This window comes from Pseudomonas sp. A014 (assembly GCF_052378495.1).
Taxonomy (GTDB): Bacteria; Pseudomonadota; Gammaproteobacteria; order Pseudomonadales; family Pseudomonadaceae; genus Aquipseudomonas; species Aquipseudomonas machongensis.
This window is the reverse complement of sequence record NZ_CP199001.1, coordinates 244,933-265,889: the sequence shown is the minus strand read 5'-3', so window position 1 is coordinate 265,889 and position 20,957 is coordinate 244,933. Positions and strand designations below refer to the sequence as shown.

Below are 20,957 nucleotides of genomic sequence, written 5' to 3'. Positions count from 1 at the left end.
AGGTGATCGCGATCCTCTGTAGGAGCGGGCTTGCCCGCGAAACGCCCCGGAGAACAACATGACCACATCCGTGATCACCAGCGACGCCCAAGCCCTGGCCGTCGCTGAAGACATCGCCCGGCAACTGCACCGCGACAGCGCCCTGCGCGACCGTGAGCGCCGTCTGCCGCACGCCGAACTGGAACTGTTCACCCGCTCCGGCCTGTGGGCGATCAGCGTACCCAAGGCCTTCGGCGGCGCCGAAGTATCGAACGTCACCCTGGCCAAGGTCATCGCCCGCATCGCCCAGGCCGACGCCTCGCTCGGGCAGATTCCGCAGAACCACTTCTACGCCCTCGAAGTGCTGCGCGTGAACGGCAACCTCGAACAGCAACAGCGTCTCTACGCCGAGGTGCTGGCCGGCAAGCGCTTCGGTAACGCCCTGGCCGAACTCGGCACCAGGACCTCCAGCGACCGTACTACCCGCCTGACCCGCGACGGCGGCGGCTACCGCATCAACGGCCGCAAGTTCTACGCCACCGGCGCGATCTACGCCCAGCGCATCCCCACCTCGGTGGTCGATGACGAGGGCGTGCAGCAACTGGCGTTCGTACCCGCCGACAGCCCCGGTGTGCAGGTGATCGACGACTGGAGCGGCTTCGGCCAGCGCACCACCGGCAGCGGTTCGGTGCTGTTCGACAATGTCCGTGTCGAGGCTACCGACCTGGTGCCCTTCCAGGCCGCGTTCGAACGCCCGACCACAGTCGGCCCATTGGCCCAGATTCTCCACGCCGCCATCGACACCGGCATCGCTCGCGCCGCCGTCGAAGACGCCCTGCACTTCGTGCGCAACCACAGCCGCCCATGGATCGACGCAGGTGTCGACCAGGCCTCGGCCGATCCACTGACACTCAACAGCTTCGGTCGCCTGAGCATCCGCCTGCATGCCGCCGAAGCACTGCTTGAGCGGGCCGGCGAAATCCTCGACCAGGCCCAGCGCGACAGCAACGCCAGCAGCGTGGCCGCCGCCTCCATCGCCGTCGCCGAGGCCCGCGCGATCAGCACCGAGATTTCCCTGGCCGCCGGCAGCACTCTGTTCGAGCTGGCCGGCAGCCGCGCCACCCTGGCCGAACACAACCTCGACCGCCACTGGCGCAACGCCCGGGTCCACACCCTGCACGACCCGGTGCGCTGGAAGTACCACGCCATCGGCAACTACTACCTCAACGGCGAAAACCCACCGCTGCGAGGGACCATCTGATGAGCAAGCAGATCCTGCTCAACGCTTTCAACATGAACTGCATTGGCCATATCAACCACGGCCTGTGGACCCATCCGCGCGACACCTCGACCCGCTACAAGGATATCGAGTACTGGACCGACCTCGCGCGCCTGCTGGAGCGCGGGCTGTTCGACGGGCTGTTCATCGCCGACATCGTCGGCACCTACGACATCTACGGCGACTCGGTCGACGTCACGCTCAAGGAGTCGATCCAGCTGCCGGTCAACGACCCGCTGCTGCTGGTCTCGGCCATGGCCGCGGTGACCCGCAACCTGGGGTTCGGCCTGACCGCCAACCTCACCTACGAGCCGCCGTATCTGTTCGCCCGCAGGCTCTCGACCCTCGACCACCTGAGCAAGGGCAGGGTCGGCTGGAACATCGTCACCGGCTACCTCGACAGCGCGGCCCGTGCCATGGGCCTGGAACAACAGCCCGAGCACGACCGGCGCTACGACCAGGCCGACGAATACCTGCAGGTGCTGTACAAGCTGCTCGAAGGCAGTTGGGCGGACGATGCCGTGGTCGAAGACCGCAAGCAGCGCGTCTATGCCCGGCCCGACAAAGTGCGCAAGGTCGAGCACCGAGGCGAGTTCTACAAGGTCGAGGGCTATCACCTGTGCGAACCCTCGCCGCAGCGCACACCGGTGCTGTTCCAGGCGGGCAGCTCGGCACGCGGCCTGGCATTTGCCGGCAGCCACGCCGAGTGCGTGTTCATCGGCGGCCAGACCCACTCAGGCACCCGTGCCCAGGTCGACAAGGTGCGCGCAGCCGCCCTCGCCGCCGGCCGCGACCCTCAGGCGATCAAGGTGTTCATGGGCATCACCGTGATCGTCGCACCGACCGAGGAGCAGGCCCGCGCCAAGCACGCCGAGTATTTGCGCCACGCCAGCGCCGAAGCCGGTGTGGCGCACTTTGCCGCCTCCACCGGCATCGACTTCGCCGCCTTCGACCTCGACGAGCCGATCAACGCAGGCCAGGGCAATGCGATCCAGTCCGCCACCAAGCTCTTGCAGGACAACGCCTGGACCCGCCGCCGCCTGCTGGAACAACACGCCCTGGGCGGACGCTACGTGACCCTGGTCGGTGCGCCTGACCAGGTCGCCGAGCAACTGATCGGCTGGATCGACGAGACCGGCCTGGACGGCTTCAACCTGGCACGCACCGTCACCCCGGAAAGCTACGAAGACTTCATCGACCTGGTGGTCCCCGAACTGCAACGCCGAGGCCGCTACAAGACCGCCTACGCCGAGGGCAGCCTGCGCCAGAAGCTGTTCGCCAGCCCCAGCGCACATCTGCCCGCCGACCATCCCGGCAGCACCTACCGCACCCCGACCAACGCCCCCACCGGAGCCGCGCATCATGCTTGAGAAACTCTATCGGCCCGTCGCGGCCGCCCTGCTGTCCCTGGGCCTTGCCGGCGCCGCGCTGGCAGCCGAACCCCTGAAGATCGGTACCACGGCCGCCTTCGCCATTCCGCTCGAAGCGGCCGTGGCAGAAGCGCACAAGCAAGGCCTGGAGGTGAAGCTGATCGAGTTCAGCGACTGGATCGCCCCCAACGTCAGCCTCAACAGCGGCGACATCGACGTGAACTACTTCCAGCACATTCCTTTCCTGGAAAACGCCAAGGCCGCAGCAGGCTTCAACCTGGTGCCCTATGCACCGGGGATCATCAATAACGTCGGCCTGTATTCGAAGAAGTACAAGAGCTTCGCCGAACTGCCCGAAGGCGCCAGCGTGGCCATCGCCAACGACCCGATCAACAGCGGGCGCGGCCTGCAGTTGCTGGCCAAGGCCGGGCTGATCACGCTCAAGCCTGGCGTGGGTTACAAGGCCACCGAAGATGACATCGTCGCCAACCCGAAGAAGCTCAAGATTCTTCAGGTCGAGGCCGTGCAACTGGTGCGGGCCTACGACGATGCCGACCTGGTGCAGGGCTACCCGGCCTACATTCGCCTGGCCAACAGCTTCGATGCCACCTCGGCGTTGCTGTTCGACGGCCTGGAGAACAAGGAGTACGTGATCCAGTTCGTGATCCGCCCGCAAAGCAAGGACGACCCGCGCCTGGCCAAGTTCGTCGATATCTACCAGCATTCGCCGGCCGTGCGTGAAGCCCTGAACAAGGCCCACGGCAGCCTGTACCAGGCCGGCTGGGAGGGCTGAGATGAGTAGCGCCAGCGCCCTCAGGGCGCCCGTCCCCCACGCCACGCCGGCCCCGGCGCGCGAGCAGGTATTGCGCCCGGAGGTGAACGAGGCCCATGTACGCTTCATCGGGTTGGGCAAGACCTACCCCGGGCAAGCTCACCCTGCCCTGCACGGCATCGACCTGAACATCCGCCGCGGCGAGATCTTCGGCATCATCGGCCGCAGCGGCGCCGGCAAGTCGTCACTGCTGCGCACCATCAACCGCCTGGAGCAACCCAGCGAAGGGCGCGTGCTGATCGACCAGGTCGACATCGCTCCGTTCGACGAGGATCGCCTGGTGTCGCTGCGCCGACGCATCGGCATGATCTTCCAGCACTTCAACCTGATGTCGGCCAAGACCGTGTGGCAGAACGTCGAGCTCCCCTTGAAGGTCGCCGGCGTGGCCAAGGCCGAGCGTCAGCGTAAAGTGCGCGAGTTGCTGGAGCTGGTAGGCCTGGAACAGAAACACCATGTCTATCCGGCGCAGTTGTCCGGCGGTCAGAAGCAGCGTGTCGGCATCGCCCGCGCGCTGGTGCACGATCCGCAGATCCTGTTGTGCGACGAAGCGACCTCGGCACTGGACCCTGAAACCACCGCCTCGATCCTCGACCTGCTGCGCGATATCAACCAGCGCCTTGGCCTGACCATCGTACTGATCACTCACGAGATGGCGGTGATCCGCGACATCTGCCAGCGCGTGGTGGTGCTCGAACGTGGCGAAGTAGTCGAGCAGGGCGAGGTCTGGCAGGTATTCGGCGCGCCGCGCCACGAAGTGACCCGCACCTTGCTCGCCCCCTTGCAGACCAAGCTGCCCGCAGCCTTGCAGGCCAGTTTGCGAGCTCAACCGGTCAGCCAGGACGCTGCCGTGGTGTTGCGCCTGCAACTGGTTGGCGAGCCGGAGTTGTCGGCATTGTTCACTGATCTCGGTGGCCGTGTGCGCCTGCTCCAGGGGGGTGTCGAGACCATTGGCGAGCACGCCTTGGGCCAACTGGTCCTGGCCGTGCGCGGCTCGGCGCTCGGCGCTCATCAACTGCTCGAACGCGCCCGGCGCTGGGCTGCTGATGTGGAGGTACTGGGTTATGTGGACTGAACGCCTGCTGCAAGGCCTGATCGATACCCTGCTGATGGTGGGGGTGTCTTCGTTGATCGCGCTGCTGGTGGGGATTCCGATGGCGGTGCTGCTGGTCACCAGCGGCAAGGGCGGCATCTACGAAGCGCCGCTGCTCAACCGCGTGCTCGGCGCCTTCGTCAACCTGTTCCGCTCGATCCCCTTCCTGATCCTGATGGTGGCACTGATCCCGTTTACCCGGCTGATCGTCGGTACCACCTATGGCGTCTGGGCGGCGGTGGTGCCGTTGACCATCGCTGCCACGCCATTCTTCGCCCGAATCGCCGAAGTCAGCCTGCGCGAGGTCGACCAAGGCCTGATCGAAGCGGCGCAGGCCATGGGCTGCCGACGCTGGCACATCATCTGGCATGTGCTGCTGCCCGAAGCGCTGCCAGGGATCGTCGGCGGCTTCACCATCACCCTGGTGACCATGATCAACTCCTCGGCCATGGCCGGCGCGATCGGTGCCGGCGGTCTGGGCGATATCGCCTACCGCTATGGGTACCAACGCTTCGACAGCCAGATCATGCTGACGGTGATCGTCATGCTGGTGGCCTTGGTGGCGGTGATCCAGTTGGGCGGAGATCGGTTGGCCAAAGGCTTGAACAAGCGCTGAGCTGAAATCGAGTTCCTACGACCAGCGCAGGTTCTCGGCCGCCACGGGCCGTCCGAACCAGTAGCCCTGCCCCAGGTCGCACTGCTGCTCCAGCAGCAGTCGCGCCTGCTCGGCCTGCTCGATCCCCTCGGCATGCACCTGCATACCCATGCTCCGCGCCAGGGCGATGATCACCCGCACGATGGCGATGTCGTCTTCGTCATTGGGCAATCCGGCGACGAAGCCCTGGTCGATCTTCAGCTTCTGCACCGGCAGGCGCTTGAGCCGCAACAGTGACGAATAGCCGGTGCCGAAATCGTCGATCGCCAGGCGCAAGCCCAGTTCGCGCAGACGGTGCAACTGCTCCAGCGCCACCTCCGGGTCCTCCATCACCGCACTCTCGGTCACTTCCAGCTCCAGCAGCGCCGGGTCCAGGCCGGTCTCGTCCAGCACCTCGGCCACTTGCCGATACAGGCCACGCTGGCCGAACAGGCGACTCGACAGGTTCACCGCGACGAAGTCCAGCACTCGCCCCTCGGCTTGCCACTGCACCATCTGCCGACAGGCCTGGCGCAGCACCCAGGCATCGATATCGACGATCAGCCCGGTGCGCTCGGCGATCGGGATGAACTCGCCCGGCGGCACCAGGCCGCGCTCGGGATGCTGCCAGCGCACCAGCGCCTCGACCCCGACCATGCTCCCGGTGAACAGGTCGTGCACCGGCTGGTAGAACACGCGCAGCTCTTCCTGGGCCAGGGCCCGGCGCAGTTCACCGGCGGTCTCGACGCGATGCTGGGCGTGGGCGGTAAGTTCTTCGGTGTACAGCGCATAGCAGGCGCGACCATTGCTCTTGGCCTTGAACAGCGCCGAGTCGGCATTGCGCAACAGTTGCTCGGCGCTCAGCGCGTCGCTGGGGAACAGGCTGATACCGATGCTCGCACCGATGAACAGCTGCTGCCCTTCGAACGCGAACGGCTGGCGAAGGCGTTCGAGGATGCCCTGTGCAGTGGTCGCCGCCTGGGCGACCTGCTGGCACCCCTCGAGCAGTACCGCGAACTCGTCGCCGCCCAGGCGCGCCAGGGTCACGCCGCTACCCAGCTGCTCCTGCAAACGCTCGCCCACCAGCTTGAGCAACTGGTCGCCAATGGTGTGCCCCAGGCTGTCGTTGATGCTCTGGAAGTGGTCGAGGTCGAGCAGCAGCAAGGCGCAGCCACGCTTGTTCGCCTGCGCCGCCGCCAACGCCTGCTCGGCACGGTCGCTGAACAGCAGGCGGTTGGGCAGGCCGGTCAAGGGGTCGTGATGGGCGAGGTAGGCCAGCTCTTGCTCGGAATGCTTGATCGCACTGATGTCGCTGAACACCGCAACGTAGTGGCTCAGCTCACCGCTGTCGTCGCGAATCGCGCAGATCGTCTGCCATTGCGGATAGATCTCGCCACTCTTGCGGCGATTCCAGATTTCCCCGCTCCACTCGCCTTTTTCGGCCAAGGTCGCGTAGATCTGCTGGTAGAAAGGCGCCCCATGGCGTCCCGACTTGAACTTGCTCGGGCGCTGGCCCAGCACTTCGTCCTGGTGATAACCGGTGATGCGCATGAAGGCGCGGTTCACATGCACGATCAGGCCGTTGCGATCGGTCACCAGTACACCTTCCAAGGTGCTGTCGAAGACCGCTGCCGCCATGCGCAGGCGTTCGCGATCCTCGCTGCGCAGACGCGCACCCACGCCGATGAAGTTGAGCAGCCGGGCCCGTGACACGAAGATCAGCAAGGCGCTGAGCAGCACCCAGACCACCACGTTGATCTGCCGCCCGACGGTCAGCGCCAGGTCGTTGTCGGTCATGCCACGCAGCACCCACTCCGACAGCACCAGCCAGAGGAACGACAACACAACGTAGAGCGCAGCCATGCGCAAGGCGTCGCGAACAGAAACAGACATGTCGGGTGCATCAGTCCATGGAAAATAATGGCGCAGTATAAAGGTTGAAACATGCCGTGACTTTAAATCCCGGCTCATAAATAAGTCGCGGTTCCCGCCGCCCTGGCCCGTCCAGCCTGCCTTGGCGACCCCCTCGCCGACGGCAAGGTGACCGGCGGTGACGATCCCGGCGAAAGCACGACTGGTTTTATTTCCCCGTCAAGGGATAATGCGCCCGTTGTTTCCCCTGTTTTCCCGAGGGTCTTTCCAACTATGTGGTACAACGGTCTGCTCGACCTGTCGGCCTGGCAACTGGTCGCGGTCACCCTGCTGATGACCCACGTGACCATCGTCAGCGTCACGATCTACCTGCATCGCTACTCGGCGCACCGCTCCCTGGAGCTCAATGCCGGGCTCAAGCATTTCTTCCGCTTCTGGCTGTGGCTGACCACGGCGCAGAACACGCGTGAATGGACAGCGGTCCATCGCAAGCACCACGCCAAGTGCGAAACCCCCGACGACCCGCACAGCCCGGTGTACAAGGGCCTGGGCACGGTCCTGCGCAAAGGCGCGGAGCTGTACCGGGAAGAGGCGCGCAACGAGGAAACCCTGCGCATCTACGGCAAGAACTGCCCGGATGACTGGATCGAACGCAACCTCTACTCGCGCTACAAAATGGGCGGCATCGCCCTGATGGCCGTGCTCGACCTGCTGCTGTTCGGCACCATCGGCATCACCATCTGGGCGATCCAGATGATGTGGATTCCATTCTGGGCAGCCGGTGTGGTCAACGGTCTGGGCCATGCAGTCGGCTATCGCAACTTCGAGTGCCGCGACGCGGCCACCAACCTGGTGCCCTGGGGCATCATCATCGGCGGCGAAGAGCTGCACAACAACCACCACACCTACCCCAATTCGGCCAAGCTGTCGGTGCGCCGCTGGGAGTTCGACATGGGCTGGATGTGGATTCGGCTGCTGTGCCTGCTGCGCCTGGCCAAGGTGCAGCGCGTGGCGCCAATCGCCCACCGGGTGGAAGGCAAGGCCTCGCTGGACATGGACACCGCCATGGCGATCCTCAACAACCGCTTCCAGATCATGGCCCAGTACCGCAAGCTGGTGATCGGCCCGCTGGTCAAGCAGGAGCTGGAAAAGGTCGACACCTCGGTGCGCCACCACTTCCGCCGTGCCAAGCGCCTGCTGTCACGCGAGACCAGCCTGCTGCAGGATCGCCACCACGTACGTATCGAATCGATGCTGACGCACAGTCAGACGCTCAAGACCATCTACGAGAAGCGTCTGGCGCTGCAACAGATCTGGGCACGCACCAGCGCCAACGGCCACGACATGCTGGCGGCCATGAAAGACTGGGTACACGAGGCCGAAGCCAGCGGTATCCAGTCGCTGCGCGACTTCGCCGCACAGCTCAAGACCTACTCCCTACGCCCTACCGGCGCCTGACTGCCGTTGATCGGCATGCCCCGCCCGAGGGCATGCCGACCGGAACTTCCCCCCCCTGCTCGACTCAAAATCGGCATATCGCCCGCGTGGCGGGCCGGGTCGTGGCCGCACGCACATTCGTCGAGATCCGATCCGTGCACATGGCCAAAGAACGTCACCCCTCGATCCAGACCGGTCCGCCCCGCCCCGAAGCTGCCCAGACCCTGCTCGCCCTGCTGCATGCCCAGGGTGAAGTGGCGCGCCTGAGCGAGCGCGAGCAGCTCTACAGCTCGCTGCTCGACAGCGTCAACGCCGTGCTCTGGGCCTTCGACTGGGAAACCCGCCAGGTGCTGTACGTCAGCCCCGCCTACGAACGTATTTTTGGCCGCCCGGCCAGCCTGGTGATGGCCGACTACAACGAATGGCGCGATGCAATCCACCCCGACGACCTCGACTACGCCGAGCGCAGCCTGGCCCAGGTACTGCTCCAGGGCACCGTCGAGGACCGCGAATACCGCATCATCAACGGCGCAGGCGAAGTGCGCTGGCTCAGCGACAAGTGCTACATCAACCAACAGCGCGAAGGCGAGCGGGTGATCATCGTCGGCATTGCCGAGGACATCACCGAGAAGAAACAGCTCGAAGGCGAATTGCAGCGCCTTGCCACCACCGACGTCCTGACCCAGAGCAGCAATCGTCGGCACTTCTTCGAATGCGCCCAGCAAGCGTTCGACCGCGCCCGAGAAGACGGCACGCCAATGGCATTCCTGCTCCTGGACATCGACGACTTCAAGCACATCAACGACAGCTACGGGCATCCGGAAGGCGACCAGGTGCTACAGCGCATCGCCGACAGCGGCAAGGCAGTGCTGCGCCGGGGCGATCTGTTCGGCCGTATTGGCGGCGAGGAATTCGCGGCGGTATTCCCAGGCTGCACGGCACAGGTCGCCGAGCAGATCGCCGAGCGCTTGCAGCGAGAAATCCAGCGCCTGAGCTTCACCTACGGCCAGCAGACCTACGGCGTGACCGTGAGCCAGGGGCTGACCGAGCTGAGCGATCAGGATACCGACCTGGACAACCTGTTCGGTCGCGCCGACGCGGCGATGTACCAGGCCAAGCGCCAGGGCAAGAACCAGATCGTGCGCGGATGAGCGGTAGCGCTCACGGTTTTTCCGTGGCGCTGTCTTCGTCGGTGTCCTGGGCCTGAGGCACCTCTTCCACAACCTCAGCTTCAACGTTCGCGGCTTCGACCTCAGGCGTTGTGATCACCGCCGGCGGCGCGGGTGGCTCGCGCAGGCGGTTGAGCTCAGGCAGGCCGAGCTTGAGCAAGCGTGCAGTCTTGCTGCTGGCGATCTTCTCGTTGCCCTGGGTCGGTAGTGCCCGCGACAACTGGCCGGCCAGGTTCATCGCCAGAATCTCTCGCGAATACACGCCACCACCCAGCTGATAGATCGCAGCGATCAGCTCGCGCAGGTTCAGCGGCAGGCGCCAGCGGGTGCGCAGGGCCGAACCGAATGGCGCGCCAAACTCATTGAGCGACAACTGCACCTGGTCTTCGTCCAGCTCGCCACCGGCCAGACGCCACTCCTGCAGGGTACGCAACACGGCCAGGTCACCCAGGCAATGCAGCAGGCCCGCGCAGTAGCAGCGCTCCTGGTCCAGCTCGAGCATGCGTGCCAAGGTACGCGCGAATTCGGCGGTATGCAGCGAGATGTTCCAGAAGCGCGCGGCATGCTGCGCCAGCAGCGGATCGCTCAAGCGTGCGCTGCGCTTCAGCGTGAGGCCCAGGATCAGGTTCATGCTCTGGGTGCTGCCCAGCTTGTTCAGCGCCTGCAGCAGGGTCTGCACCGGCGCATCGCTATGCATGGCGGCACTGTTGGCCGCGGCGATGAGCACGCCGGTGATCTGCGGGTCATTGCGCACCTCCTCTTCCAGCACACGCAGGTTCAGCCCCTGCGGGTTGAGGGCGCGCTTGATCGCCACCTGTACATCGGCAAACAGCGGGCCGCCATCGGCAGTAGCGCGGCGCTGCTCGAGGTAGGCCGGCAAGCTGGCACCCGGCTGAAGGGGCGGCACGGGGCAGGCGATCTGCTCGCCGACTTCGAGCAACAGGTTTTCCAGGCGTTTGCGCAGGTTGTCCAGGTTCAGCGGTTTGCTCAGGTAGGCGGTGGGATGCAGCGGCAGCGCTTCTTTCACACTGGCGCTGTCAGTGCGTTCGCTCATGAGGATGAACGGCAGCCCAGGCTTGTCGCTCTTGGCGCGCACCTTGCGCAACAGGTCGAGGCCATCGACACCGGACAGCTCTCGGGCGGCGATGATCAGGTCGGGCTTGCTCGACAGCGCCGTCAGGGCCTGGGAGCCATCGGCACAAACCTCCAGCCGGGCATCGCAGCGCACGCTGAGCAGCATCTCGCGAAGCATGTCGCGCACCCAGGGATCGCTCTCGGCGATCAGCACGCGGGGTGGGAGGGGGTCTGCAGCGCTCATGGGCAACTCCTGAATAATCCTGACACGCAGTCCATCGCGGCTTCCAAACACGTCCATCGGTTAACCATAGCGCCACCTGCCGCGAATTGGCATAAAAAAACCCGCGATGGCATGCAGTTCACAGTTTGTTCATCTTCGTCGCAGCATCCGTGCATGCATTAACTACCACCTCGCCCAGCGCCCGCCTGGCTCTAGTGATGCCCCCATCACAAAGCCGTACAACACGCACGGCCAGCGAGGAGCTCATGACGCTCAACCTTTCATCCATCACCCAACACGCCCTTTCGACCCTGCGCACCCGCATCGACCAACGCCTTGAAGAGCACCCCTCGCTTGAGCGCATGGGGCTGGTCAATCTGGACCAGGCTCTGACAGACGCAGAAGCTACGAGCATCGAGCTGACGATCAGGAGCACCCTGCACGACTACTGGGAGTCGCTCGAAAAGCCCGCCATGACGAGGCGCCAGTGTCACATCGAAGATATCGAGGCCACGCTGCGCCAATTGCTCGATGTCCAGATCGCCGCCGGCAGGATCCATCCGATCTATGCCACCTGCCTGCCCGCTTCGCTCGATCAGAATGACCTGAGCATCAGCACCCTGAGCCTCAAGCTCGAGGCAAGCCGCACAGCCACACTGCATGGCTGCCTCATGTTCAGCCTGGACAGCGGCCCGACCCTCGTGTGGCTCGCAGGCCGGCAATGGGCCGCTTTCGCCACGCGCGACCTGGCAATCGCAGCGCTGACCGCGCTGGTGAACCAGCCGGTGGCCAGGGCCAGCATCACCGATACCCTGCCCCGCACGCAGCGCCTCGCGATGACCCAGCCATCGGCAGTGCAAACCTACGAACAGCGCCACTGGGTGATCAGGCCCGCACCGCGCAAGGCCTTTGCCGAGCTGCATCGACAACTGCGCAGCCTGCAACTGCACGATATCAAGCACGCCTTGCAGGCCGGGCTGGCGCCTGGTGAATCCCGTTCCGGGCGCGTCGAGGATGCCCTGCGCCTGCCGCTTGCCCTCGGGCCAGGCAGCGCGCTCGACGCCACCCTCGACGAAGCGCTCAAGACACCGCCCAAAGCACCCGATTGGCTGCGATACGCGCCTGAGGACCAGGCCAGTCAATGCCTGAAGGCACTCCAGGAATACGACCACGCGCGTGCCGCCATGCTCAGTGCGCTGGGCGCCTGCGACAGTATCGAAAGCTTCGCCGCGACCCATCTGCGCAGCAGTATCGCCAACGACCTGGGCCTGGACCTGGACCCCGAGCAGATCATGCTGGTGACCAAGCGTACGCTGCCCGAAACCGCCGCCCCCTACGAGATCCGGCGCAGCCTTGTGCACCTGGCGTTGCAGGGCCTGCACGACGGCGACGACCAACCGGCCTCGGAATTCATCACCGCCACGCGCTTCGAGCAACAAGACCGGCCACTGCCTGAGGCGTACGCCACACTCACGCCCGCTTATGTCTGCAAGCTGATCGAAACACTGGCGCTGCACGGCAAGTTCGCCCCCGCACAGAGAGCCGCACACAAGCAGGACAGCAGCCGGTCGCTGATGAACGCCGCCCTCTTGCAGCAGATCGCGGCCCAAGCCTGGTGCGCACGCCTGCAAGGCCAGATCACGCCCGATGACCAGCAGACGCTGGCAACCTTCGCCGCCGGAAGCGGCACGGGCTACGACAGGTTGTCCAGTGCCAACCTGCTCCTGGCGGACCAGTACCTGCTCAGCGATGCCCTGCTGGTGCGCCAGGAAGACGCCGAGGGAGGCCTGCAGCGTCTGTTGCTCTGCTGCCCGCAACATCCGCACAAGCCGGTGCTGGGTTTCGACAGCGAACGGCAGTTGCTCGTCGAGGTGGTGGGCTGGTTCGCAGAAGCGGACACCCAGGCCTACCTGCTGCAGAACGTGATAGCCCAGCAGCGCACCTCGTTCGCCGCCCTGATCAGTCAGATCGCCAACAAGCCATTCCCGCAGACACAGCAACAGCCCGCCAGCACCGAGATGCAGGTCTGGGACACCTGGTACCTGGATATCCGCAGGCAGCGTCAGCAGATCCCTACCCCGGAAAAGCTCTACGAGCAGTTCATGACACTGGTGCGCTTCACGGGCCAGGAAGGGGTCAAAGCCCTGACCCAAAACCGCATCGAGGTTGCCGAGGCCAACACAGCTGCGCGCACGCCAGCCTGGTTGCAGGCGGCCAGTGCCTCCCAGCGTGGCCAGCTGACGCGCCTGGAAGACCAGATCCAGGCTGCAGAGCAGCAGTATGCCGAGGCCAAGCATGCGCAACTGCCGGATTTCGAGGCGTATGTCCACGCCCAGGCCCGTGACAAGCTCAAGCAGTTGCTCGGCAACCGTGACGACAGCATCGATCCGGACAGCGTGATCATCAAGTCACCCAGGGAGACCCTTACCTACACCCAATTGCTGCGCAACGGCTATGACGACAGCCTGGGCTTGTTCACGGCCACAGCGGATACCACGGCAACCCTCGAAGGCCCCGACGGGGTTGATCTTTCGGCGTTGACGCCGCAGTCGGTCACAGGCTCCGTACGCGGTCAGTGGGTATCCGACCGCTACGTCAGCCTGATCGAGGAGACCCTGCTCTCACCCATACACACCGGCTACGCCTGGCGTCGTCGGCAGAGCGTGTTGATCGTACAACTGCAGATGCAACTGGCGGCGCTGCGCAGCCTCCTGCAAGGGCATCTGGATGCCGACCAGTACACCTGGGTGCTGGCGAGCATCCAGAGCATGCACCGGACTGCCGACACGGAGCGTGAGCGTCATGCGTTCTACCGATTGGTGGTGCGTATCGACAACGAGTTCCTGGCCGACGAGCCGGCAATCGGCAAGTTGTTCAACGCGCTGTACCGGATCATGGGCAAGACCCCGCCCTACCGCGAAGAAGTCATCCTCGGTTGCTACCTGCTCAAGTCGCCGGAAGGACACCCCTCGCAGACGTTGCTCTACACTCCCGCGGCTGCAGACGGCATCGACTTTCGGCCCTTCAGCAGCTTCGTCCAGTCGCTCGCCACCCCAGGCATGATCGACTACTACAAGGACCGCAGTCGCAGGCAAGCCGGGCAACTGCTGGCCTTCCTGTTCAAGGACCTGCGCGAGGGCGGAGCGAGCCCGGTGCCAAGCGTGCCCGAAGCCCCCACGGACGACCTGCGCATCCTGTGCTACGACGATGGGCTGCGCCAGCGCATCGTCGATGTGCGCGATGTCACCAAGGGTCGCGCCGACATGATCGCGAGCATCGTCTGGAACACGCTGGAAACGGTGGTCCAGATCGTGACGCTGCCCTTCCCGCCTGCCGCCTTCACAGTGGGCGCCGCACTTGCCCTGCGCGACTATGTCGGCGCACTGAGCGCATTCATCAATCGCGATGCCGGCACCGCGAGCCTGTACCTGTTGTCTTCGCTGCTCAACGGCGCAGGCGCCTATGGTGACCTGGCGCACGGCATGAAAGGTTTTGGCAGCCTGCTACGCAATGCCGAGCGGCTGCCCAGCCAACCACGGCGCTGGGCAGACACGAAAACGGCAGTGCTCGGTCTCACCGAGCGTGAGCTCAAGCCCGTCGAGCTGAAGGGCCAGTCGGTGCTGCTCGGCCCCCCTTCCGCACAGGGATTGGCGCGGATAGCCAGGCGTAACGCAAGCGGTGAACTGATCGACACCGGACGTTACGCCCGGCAGGACAAGCTGGGTGACTGGACCCCGGTGGAGCACGCGGAAAACACTATCGGCCAGCCAGTCCCCGACAAGCACGCCGTCGCCATCTCGCTGGAAGGTGGCACACCGGCAACTGGCACACATGCGCAAGGTGTCACCCTGGTCAATGGCCGCCACTACGTGCAGATCGATGACCAGGTGTTCCAGGTGCAATTCGATGCGCAAACCGCGCAATGGTCGATCATCGATCCGGACAATCCCTTCGCCTTCTTCGGACGCCAGCCATTGGCGCGCCAGGCGGACGGTACCTGGAAGCGCGTCGACAGTGGCGGGTTGCGGGGTGGGAACCCTGGCGATAACAACCTGGTACCCCCGCCTGAAACCGTAACCCCACCTGTGGCGGGTGGCGACAACGTCGTGAGCCTGCCCAGCGACCGCTCGAGCTTCTGGGATATCCACATGAAAGAGGACGCGGCGCAAAGCGAACTGCTCTCGAACCAGGCCCAGGCCCGTCATCGCGCGCTGTTGGACGACACCGACATCGCCCGCCTGGAGGATGGCGAAGATGCGCACATGGACGAACATGATTTCGAGTGCCTGCAAACCGACGAAGGCATCACCTACACCTACAAGGAAGACGAAGACTACGTAAACCGCCTCATCGGCAACTACACGGATGAAAACTCGCAAATCAACAGCTACCTGCGCCGCGGGGTGCATGAGTTCCCGTTCTGCGATTCGGACACTTTCGTCGACAAGCTGGTGGACTCGCTGGAAACCCTGCCCAAGAGCAACACGGTCGCTCTCTACCGCGGAGGCAACGGAACGAGAAGCACATCGGGCGCGCACTTTCGCAGCGGAAAACTCAAGAAGGGCGATGTGTTGGTCAACTCGGACCTGACGTCCTTTACCGAGAATCCCTACGTGATACGCGCCTTCGCCAGCGATGAGCTGTCCTCGCCGGACATCGTGAAGGGCACGTTCGACGACACATCGGTGGTTTTCGAGATACCCGCGGGCCAATACCAGAGCGGGGTGCCCATAGCACCCCTGTCATGGACAAAAACAGAGGCGGAAACCCTGTTCCCGCCAGGGTGCCGTTTCGAGATCGAAGACATCGGCGAGGTCGTGGGTGACGACTTCCGCTTCGTCAATGTGAAGCTCAAGGAGATCCCGAGCACAGCGCCCGTGGTGCACCCGGTATACGATCTGCGCACTGGCAACCCGTTCAAGCGCGACGAGTACGCCGCCATGCTCAAGAACGACGACCTGGTCGAACGCTTCTTCCCTGCTGCCGACTGGACACCTCCCAGCCCTTCGAGCACCTGATCCTCAGGTTGAAAAAAAACGCCCAGGCAATGCCTGGGCGTTTTTTATCGGCTACGCGGATCGGCAATCAAGCCAATTCAGCGAAGCACTCTTCGATGATGGCCAGGCCTTTGTCCAGCAGGGCGTCTTCGGCGGTCAGCGGAACCAGGATCCGCAGAACGTTGCCGTAGGTGCCGCAGGACAGCAGGATCAGACCCTTGTCACGGGCCTTGGCGACCACTTGGGCCACGGCGGCAGCGTTCGGGGTGTGGGTGCCCTTCTCGAACACTTCCACGGCGATCATCGAACCCAGACCACGGACGTCACCGATGATCGAGTGCTTCTTCTGGATTTCACGCAGGCCGGCGGTCAGGCGCTCGCCAACGGCCTTGCTGCGGTCCAGCAGTTTCTCTTCTTCGAACACCTGGATGACGGCCAGGGCCGCGGCGCAGGCGATCGGCGAACCGGCGTAGGTGCCGCCCAGGCCACCTGGGGCGATGGCGTCCATGTATTCGGCCTTGCCGCACACACCGGCCAGCGGGAAGCCGCCAGCGATGGACTTGGCGAAGGTGGTCAGGTCAGGCGCGACGCCCATCTGCTCCATGGCGAAGAAGGTGCCGGTACGGCCAGCGCCGGTCTGCACTTCGTCGGCGATCAGCAGGATGCCGTGCTGGTCGCACAGGGCGCGCAGGCGCTGCATCAGCTCTTTCGGCGCTGGCAGGAAACCACCTTCGCCTTGTACTGGCTCGAGGATGATCGCAGCGATGTCGCGTGGCTCGGCGTCGTTCTTGAAGATGCGCTCGACCGACGCGATGGCGTCATCGACGCTCACGCCGTGCAGCTCGCTCGGGAACAGGGCACGGAACACGCCGCCTGGCATCAGGCCCATGCCTGCGGAGTACGGCACGACCTTGCCGGTCAGGCCCAGGGTCATCATGGTACGACCGTGGTAGCCACCGGTGAAGGCGATCACACCGGCACGGCCAGTGGCGGCACGGGCGATCTTCACGGCGTTTTCAACGGCTTCGGAGCCGGTGGAAACCAGCAGGGTCTTCTTGTCGAAGTTACCCGGAACCAGCTTGTTGATCTTTTCGCACAGCTCGACATAAGGCTCGTAGGCCAGCACCTGGAAGCAGGTGTGGCTGACCTTGGTCAGCTGCTCTTGAACGGCAGCGACCACTTTCGGGTGCAGGTGGCCGGTGTTCAGTACTGCGATGCCGCCGGCGAAGTCGATCAGTTCGCGGCCTTCAACGTCGATCACCGTGGAGTTCTTCGCCGACTCGACGAAGATCGGGTGGATCTGGCCGACGCCACGTGGGACGGCGGCGACACGGCGTTGCATCAAGGATTCGTTGGTCTTGCTCATAATGCCCTCATTCGCGCCGACTCTGACGGCGCTGTTATTCGGGGGTGGCTGGGTGTGCCTGCGAACAGTATTCGTTGATCGACTGTCACCGGCGCCCTGGCCACCAGGTACTGCATGTCAAAAAAACCAGCGAGACGTCGCTCTCGCGCCCCGCTGGCAGAGGTAAAGCCCTTAGCGCATCAGACGCTGATGCACAGGTATTTGATTTCGAGGTAGTCCTCGATGCCGTACTTGGAACCTTCGCGGCCCAGGCCCGAGGCCTTGATACCGCCGAACGGCGCGACTTCGTTGGAGATCAGGCCGGTGTTGATGCCGACCATGCCGTATTCCAGGGCCTCGGCGACGCGGAACACGCGGCTCATGTCGCGAGCATAGAAGTACGAGGCCAGGCCGAACTCGGTGTCGTTGGACATGGCGATGACTTCGGCCTCGTCCTTGAAGCGGAACAGCGGCGCGAGCGGGCCGAAGGTCTCTTCCTTGGCGACGGCGGCAGTCTTCGGTACGTCGACCAGGATGGTCGGCTCGAAGAAGTTGCCTTCGATCAGCTTGCCGCCGGACAGCACCTTGGCGCCCTTGGAGACGGCGTCCTCGATGTGCTCCTGGACCTTGGCGACCGCCTTGTTGTCGATCAGCGGGCCAGTGGTGGTGCCTTCTTCCAGGCCGTTACCGATCTTCAGCTTGCCAACGGCAGCCTTGAGCTTCTCGGCGAACGCGTCGTAGACGCCGTCCTGCACGTAGATACGGTTGGCGCAGACGCAGGTCTGGCCGTTGTTGCGATACTTGGAGATGATCGCGCCCTCGACCGCCTTGTCCAGGTCGGCGTCGTCGAACACGATGAACGGAGCGTTGCCGCCCAGCTCCAGGGAAACCTTCTTGATGTCCTTGGCGCATTCTTCCATCAGCTGGCGACCGATTTCGGTCGAGCCGGTGAAGGACAGTTTGCGTACCAGGGAGTTGCCAGTCAGCTCGCCGCCGACTTCGCCGGCGCTGCCGGTAACAACGCTCAGCACGCCAGCCGGGATACCGGCGCGGGTGGCCAGCTCGACCAGGGCCAGGGCGGAGTATGGGGTCTGCGAAGCAGGCTTGAGCACCATGGTGCAGCCAGCGGCCAGGGCCGGGCCGGCTTTACGGGTGATCATCGCCGCCGGGAAGTTCCACGGGGTGATGGCCGCGGTGACACCGATCGGCTGCTTGATGACGATCAGGCGCTTGTCTGGCTGGTGACCCGGGATGGTGTCGCCGTAGACGCGCTTGGCTTCCTCGGCGAACCACTCGATGAACGAGGCGGCATAGGCGATTTCGCCCTTGGCTTCGGCCAGCGGCTTGCCCTGCTCGGTGGTCATCAGGCGAGCCAGGTCGTCCTGGTTCTCGATCATCAGCTCGAACCAGCGGCGCAGCTTGTTCGAACGCTCCTTGGCGGTCAGGGCACGCCAGGCCGGCAGGGCCTTGTCGGCGGCTTCGATGGCGCGGCGGGTTTCCGCAGCCCCCATCTTCGGCACGGTACCGATGACTTCGCCGGTGGCCGGGTTGGTCACCTTGATGGTCTGACCGCTGTCCGCATCCAGCCATTCACCGTTGATGAAGGCTTGCTGGCGGAACAACTGAGCGTCTTTGAGCTGCATGTCGGCTTCCCTTGACCGCGCCGCGCTGGCACGGAACGTCTTGTTGATTGTTGAAAGGCGCCCCTGGTGGGGCTGCCGTCAGGAATTCTGGCACCCAAACGAGCCAAGTGTTCAATATTGGGCATCGAGCGTTTGAAATCTCAAACGAATGCTAAGCGGGTGCTGGGGTGTTGGACAATAGGCTGTTCGAAAAAAAGAACGAATGGTCTTTAGACAGCGCTGGCCCTATCGCGGGACAAGCCCGCTCCCACAGGTTGTGGGAGCGGGCTTGTCCCGCGATAGGGCCAGCAAAGATTAGACGATCGAGCTGACGAAAATGTGATGCCGCTCTATCAGAAGGCCTTGTCCAACTCGATCACCAGAGCCCGATACCCCACACTCCCCGGCTGACGGCTGTGCACCTTCAACTCCACCAACACCTCCTGGGTCCCCCGGCGCACCTCATTGAGCACCGTAGTGGTGAGCTTCTCCGGCGTCAGGTAGCCCACCGAGGCGGAATAGATGAACTGGGTATCGGTCTCCGGACGGTAGGCCACCACCGAAGTGATCGGGCTATACCACTCGTCGCCTCGCTCTTTGCCGTATTCCCACACCTGCTCGACCGTACCCTTGGCCTCATCGATGCGGTACTCCACCGCGCGGCTGTAGTTGCCGCTGAGCTTGGTCGGGGCGAAATCGCGGCCCCAGCCGTTGTCGAACACGGTCAGCGTACCCTTGCCGGTGAGCCAGGCGGTGTGCTGCGTCCACGACCAGTCGAAGCCATCGCCGCCAACTGGCGTCAGCACCTTGGCCTTCAGCCGCGCGGGCCAGCCCTGGGGCGAGGCGAGGATCCACTTCACCTGCTTGTCACGCCCGATCTTCACCACCCCTTGATGGCGCGCTGAAACGATGATGCTGTCGTCATCGGCGTCGTAGTCGATGGCATTGACATGCGCCCAGTTGCGCCCGGTGCCGACGCCGGGAGTGTCGCCGAACGGCAGATCGCCTTCGGCCAGCTCGTTGGCCAGGCGCTTGTCCTGCTTGTGCACGCCCGCCGGCAACTGGATCGCCGCCTTGCCGAGGGTTTCCAGCAGGTCGCCGCGGTAGGGGTCGAGGATCTGGTTGAGGTCCCAGAAGTCCAGGACATCCCCCGCCTCGTCAACCTCGATGATGTGGTCGCGGATCGAGCGCACGCGCTTGCCGTCCGGTCGCCGGTAGTCGCTGGTGCCCACCCGCAGCAGGTAGGTGCCCTGTGCCGTTTCGCGGATCTCGTGGGAGAAGTCGGCGAACTTGTCCGGCAGGTTGCGCTGCCAGACACGCCGCCCCAGCAGGTCGAACTTGGAGTAGGTCTGGCCCTGGCCCCAGATCAGCTTGCCGTCGCGGGTCTGCTGGAAGCCCATGGTCCCCCCCAGGCCATCGCGGCGGTTGGAGTCGTGGATCTGCTCGATATCCAGGTACCAGCGCACATCGCCATTGCTGTCGGCGATCCAGTTGTTGCCGACCTGATCCCACTCGGCAGCACCGCCCAGGCCGTTCCACCTGAAGGCACGGCCACCGGGGATCTCGCCCAGCAGGTGGTTGAACAGGTAGAGACGTTTCTCGAAGCCCGGCGCCACCTTGATCGGTTCGACCAGCGGCAGCGCCGCCGTCTGTTTTGCCACTACCGGCAGGCGCACGGCCGGGGCGTAGATTTCATAACGCTCGCGCACGCGCTCACCGTCGAGCTTGTAGCTGACCTCGACCTGGTTGACGTGGTCCGGGTAGAGCCCGAACACCGGGATGCCGCCGTAAGTCCACAGCGAGCGGTTCGAGACGTCGTAGGCAATGTCCACACCCCGCTCGCCACGGCCCAGCACACGCACATGGGCGTTACCGATGGTGCGCCCGCCGTCGCGGATGATCGCGGTCAGCGGCGCCAGGCGGTAAGGGTTGACGACGATGTCCCCGAGCAGCGCCTGGTCGTCAGTGGGCACTTTGGCGGTGATGCAGGCGCCCTCGGGCAGGGCGGGGGTTTCGGTCTTGGCGTTCATGACA

Annotated in this window: 13 protein-coding genes; 8 read left to right on the top strand and 5 right to left on the bottom strand. The window is 64.4% G+C overall.

Annotated elements, in window-relative coordinates; genetic code table 11:
* Positions 1-58 precede the first annotated feature (58 nt).
* From ACTYOL_RS01280 to ACTYOL_RS01260, 5 genes are read left to right on the top strand one after another with little or no spacing between them, the layout of a single operon-like run.
* Positions 59-1,240: an SfnB family sulfur acquisition oxidoreductase gene (locus ACTYOL_RS01280; protein ID WP_444757437.1), complete on the top strand. Its 1,182-nt coding sequence runs from the start codon at positions 59-61 to the stop codon at positions 1,238-1,240.
* Positions 1,240-2,628, top strand: a complete 1,389-nt coding sequence (locus ACTYOL_RS01275) for an LLM class flavin-dependent oxidoreductase (protein WP_444757436.1) — start codon at positions 1,240-1,242, stop codon at positions 2,626-2,628. The genes ACTYOL_RS01280 and ACTYOL_RS01275 overlap by 1 nt, the downstream gene beginning before the upstream one ends.
* Positions 2,621-3,421, top strand: a complete 801-nt coding sequence (locus ACTYOL_RS01270; protein WP_065864446.1) for a MetQ/NlpA family ABC transporter substrate-binding protein — start codon at positions 2,621-2,623, stop codon at positions 3,419-3,421. The genes ACTYOL_RS01275 and ACTYOL_RS01270 overlap by 8 nt, the downstream gene beginning before the upstream one ends.
* A gap of 1 nt (position 3,422) precedes the next feature.
* Complete coding sequence (locus tag ACTYOL_RS01265) at positions 3,423-4,532, top strand: methionine ABC transporter ATP-binding protein (RefSeq protein WP_444757435.1); 1,110 nt, start codon at positions 3,423-3,425, stop codon at positions 4,530-4,532.
* The gene (locus ACTYOL_RS01260) at positions 4,522-5,166 is read left to right on the top strand and encodes a methionine ABC transporter permease (protein ID WP_153772482.1); all 645 of its coding nucleotides are present in this window, start codon (positions 4,522-4,524) and stop codon (positions 5,164-5,166) included. Before ACTYOL_RS01265 ends, ACTYOL_RS01260 begins: the two co-directional genes overlap by 11 nt.
* A gap of 15 nt (positions 5,167-5,181) precedes the next feature.
* Here the strand turns inward: ACTYOL_RS01260 and dibA are convergent, their stop codons facing one another.
* Positions 5,182-7,077 carry a phosphodiesterase DibA gene (gene dibA / locus ACTYOL_RS01255; protein WP_063542190.1) on the bottom strand — a complete coding sequence of 632 codons (1,896 nt, stop codon included), beginning with the start codon at positions 7,075-7,077 and terminating at the stop codon, positions 5,182-5,184.
* Positions 7,078-7,329: 252 nt separating this feature from the next.
* Here dibA and desA point away from each other — a divergent pair, with 252 nt between their 5' ends.
* Together desA and ACTYOL_RS01245 are read left to right on the top strand one after the other, a co-directional pair.
* On the top strand, positions 7,330-8,514 hold the full coding sequence (gene desA / locus ACTYOL_RS01250) for a delta-9 fatty acid desaturase DesA (RefSeq protein ID WP_063542188.1): 1,185 nt from the start codon (positions 7,330-7,332) through the stop codon (positions 8,512-8,514).
* 140 nt (positions 8,515-8,654) lie between these two features.
* Positions 8,655-9,644: a GGDEF domain-containing protein gene (locus ACTYOL_RS01245; protein WP_151925496.1), complete on the top strand. Its 990-nt coding sequence runs from the start codon at positions 8,655-8,657 to the stop codon at positions 9,642-9,644.
* Between the two features lie 10 nt (positions 9,645-9,654).
* On the opposite strand, the gene ACTYOL_RS01240 is transcribed toward ACTYOL_RS01245, so the two are convergent.
* Positions 9,655-10,980, bottom strand: a complete 1,326-nt coding sequence (locus ACTYOL_RS01240) for a response regulator (RefSeq protein WP_125930998.1) — start codon at positions 10,978-10,980, stop codon at positions 9,655-9,657.
* A 245-nt stretch (positions 10,981-11,225) separates the two neighbouring features.
* Between ACTYOL_RS01240 and ACTYOL_RS01235 the strand changes: the two genes are divergently transcribed.
* Positions 11,226-15,977, top strand: coding sequence for a dermonecrotic toxin domain-containing protein (locus ACTYOL_RS01235; RefSeq protein ID WP_444757434.1), 4,752 nt, complete (start codon positions 11,226-11,228; stop codon positions 15,975-15,977).
* Positions 15,978-16,044: 67 nt separating this feature from the next.
* On the opposite strand, the gene gabT is transcribed toward ACTYOL_RS01235, so the two are convergent.
* From gabT to ACTYOL_RS01220, 3 genes are all read right to left on the bottom strand, one after another.
* Positions 16,045-17,322: a 4-aminobutyrate--2-oxoglutarate transaminase gene (gene gabT / locus ACTYOL_RS01230; protein ID WP_063542182.1), complete on the bottom strand. Its 1,278-nt coding sequence runs from the start codon at positions 17,320-17,322 to the stop codon at positions 16,045-16,047.
* 179 nt (positions 17,323-17,501) lie between these two features.
* Complete coding sequence (gene gabD, locus ACTYOL_RS01225) at positions 17,502-18,944, bottom strand: NADP-dependent succinate-semialdehyde dehydrogenase (protein WP_054891643.1); 1,443 nt, start codon at positions 18,942-18,944, stop codon at positions 17,502-17,504.
* Between the two features lie 332 nt (positions 18,945-19,276).
* A complete protein-coding gene (locus ACTYOL_RS01220; RefSeq protein WP_444757433.1) occupies positions 19,277-20,953 on the bottom strand; it encodes an aryl-sulfate sulfotransferase in 1,677 nt (558 codons plus the stop codon).
* Positions 20,954-20,957: the final 4 nt, after the last annotated feature.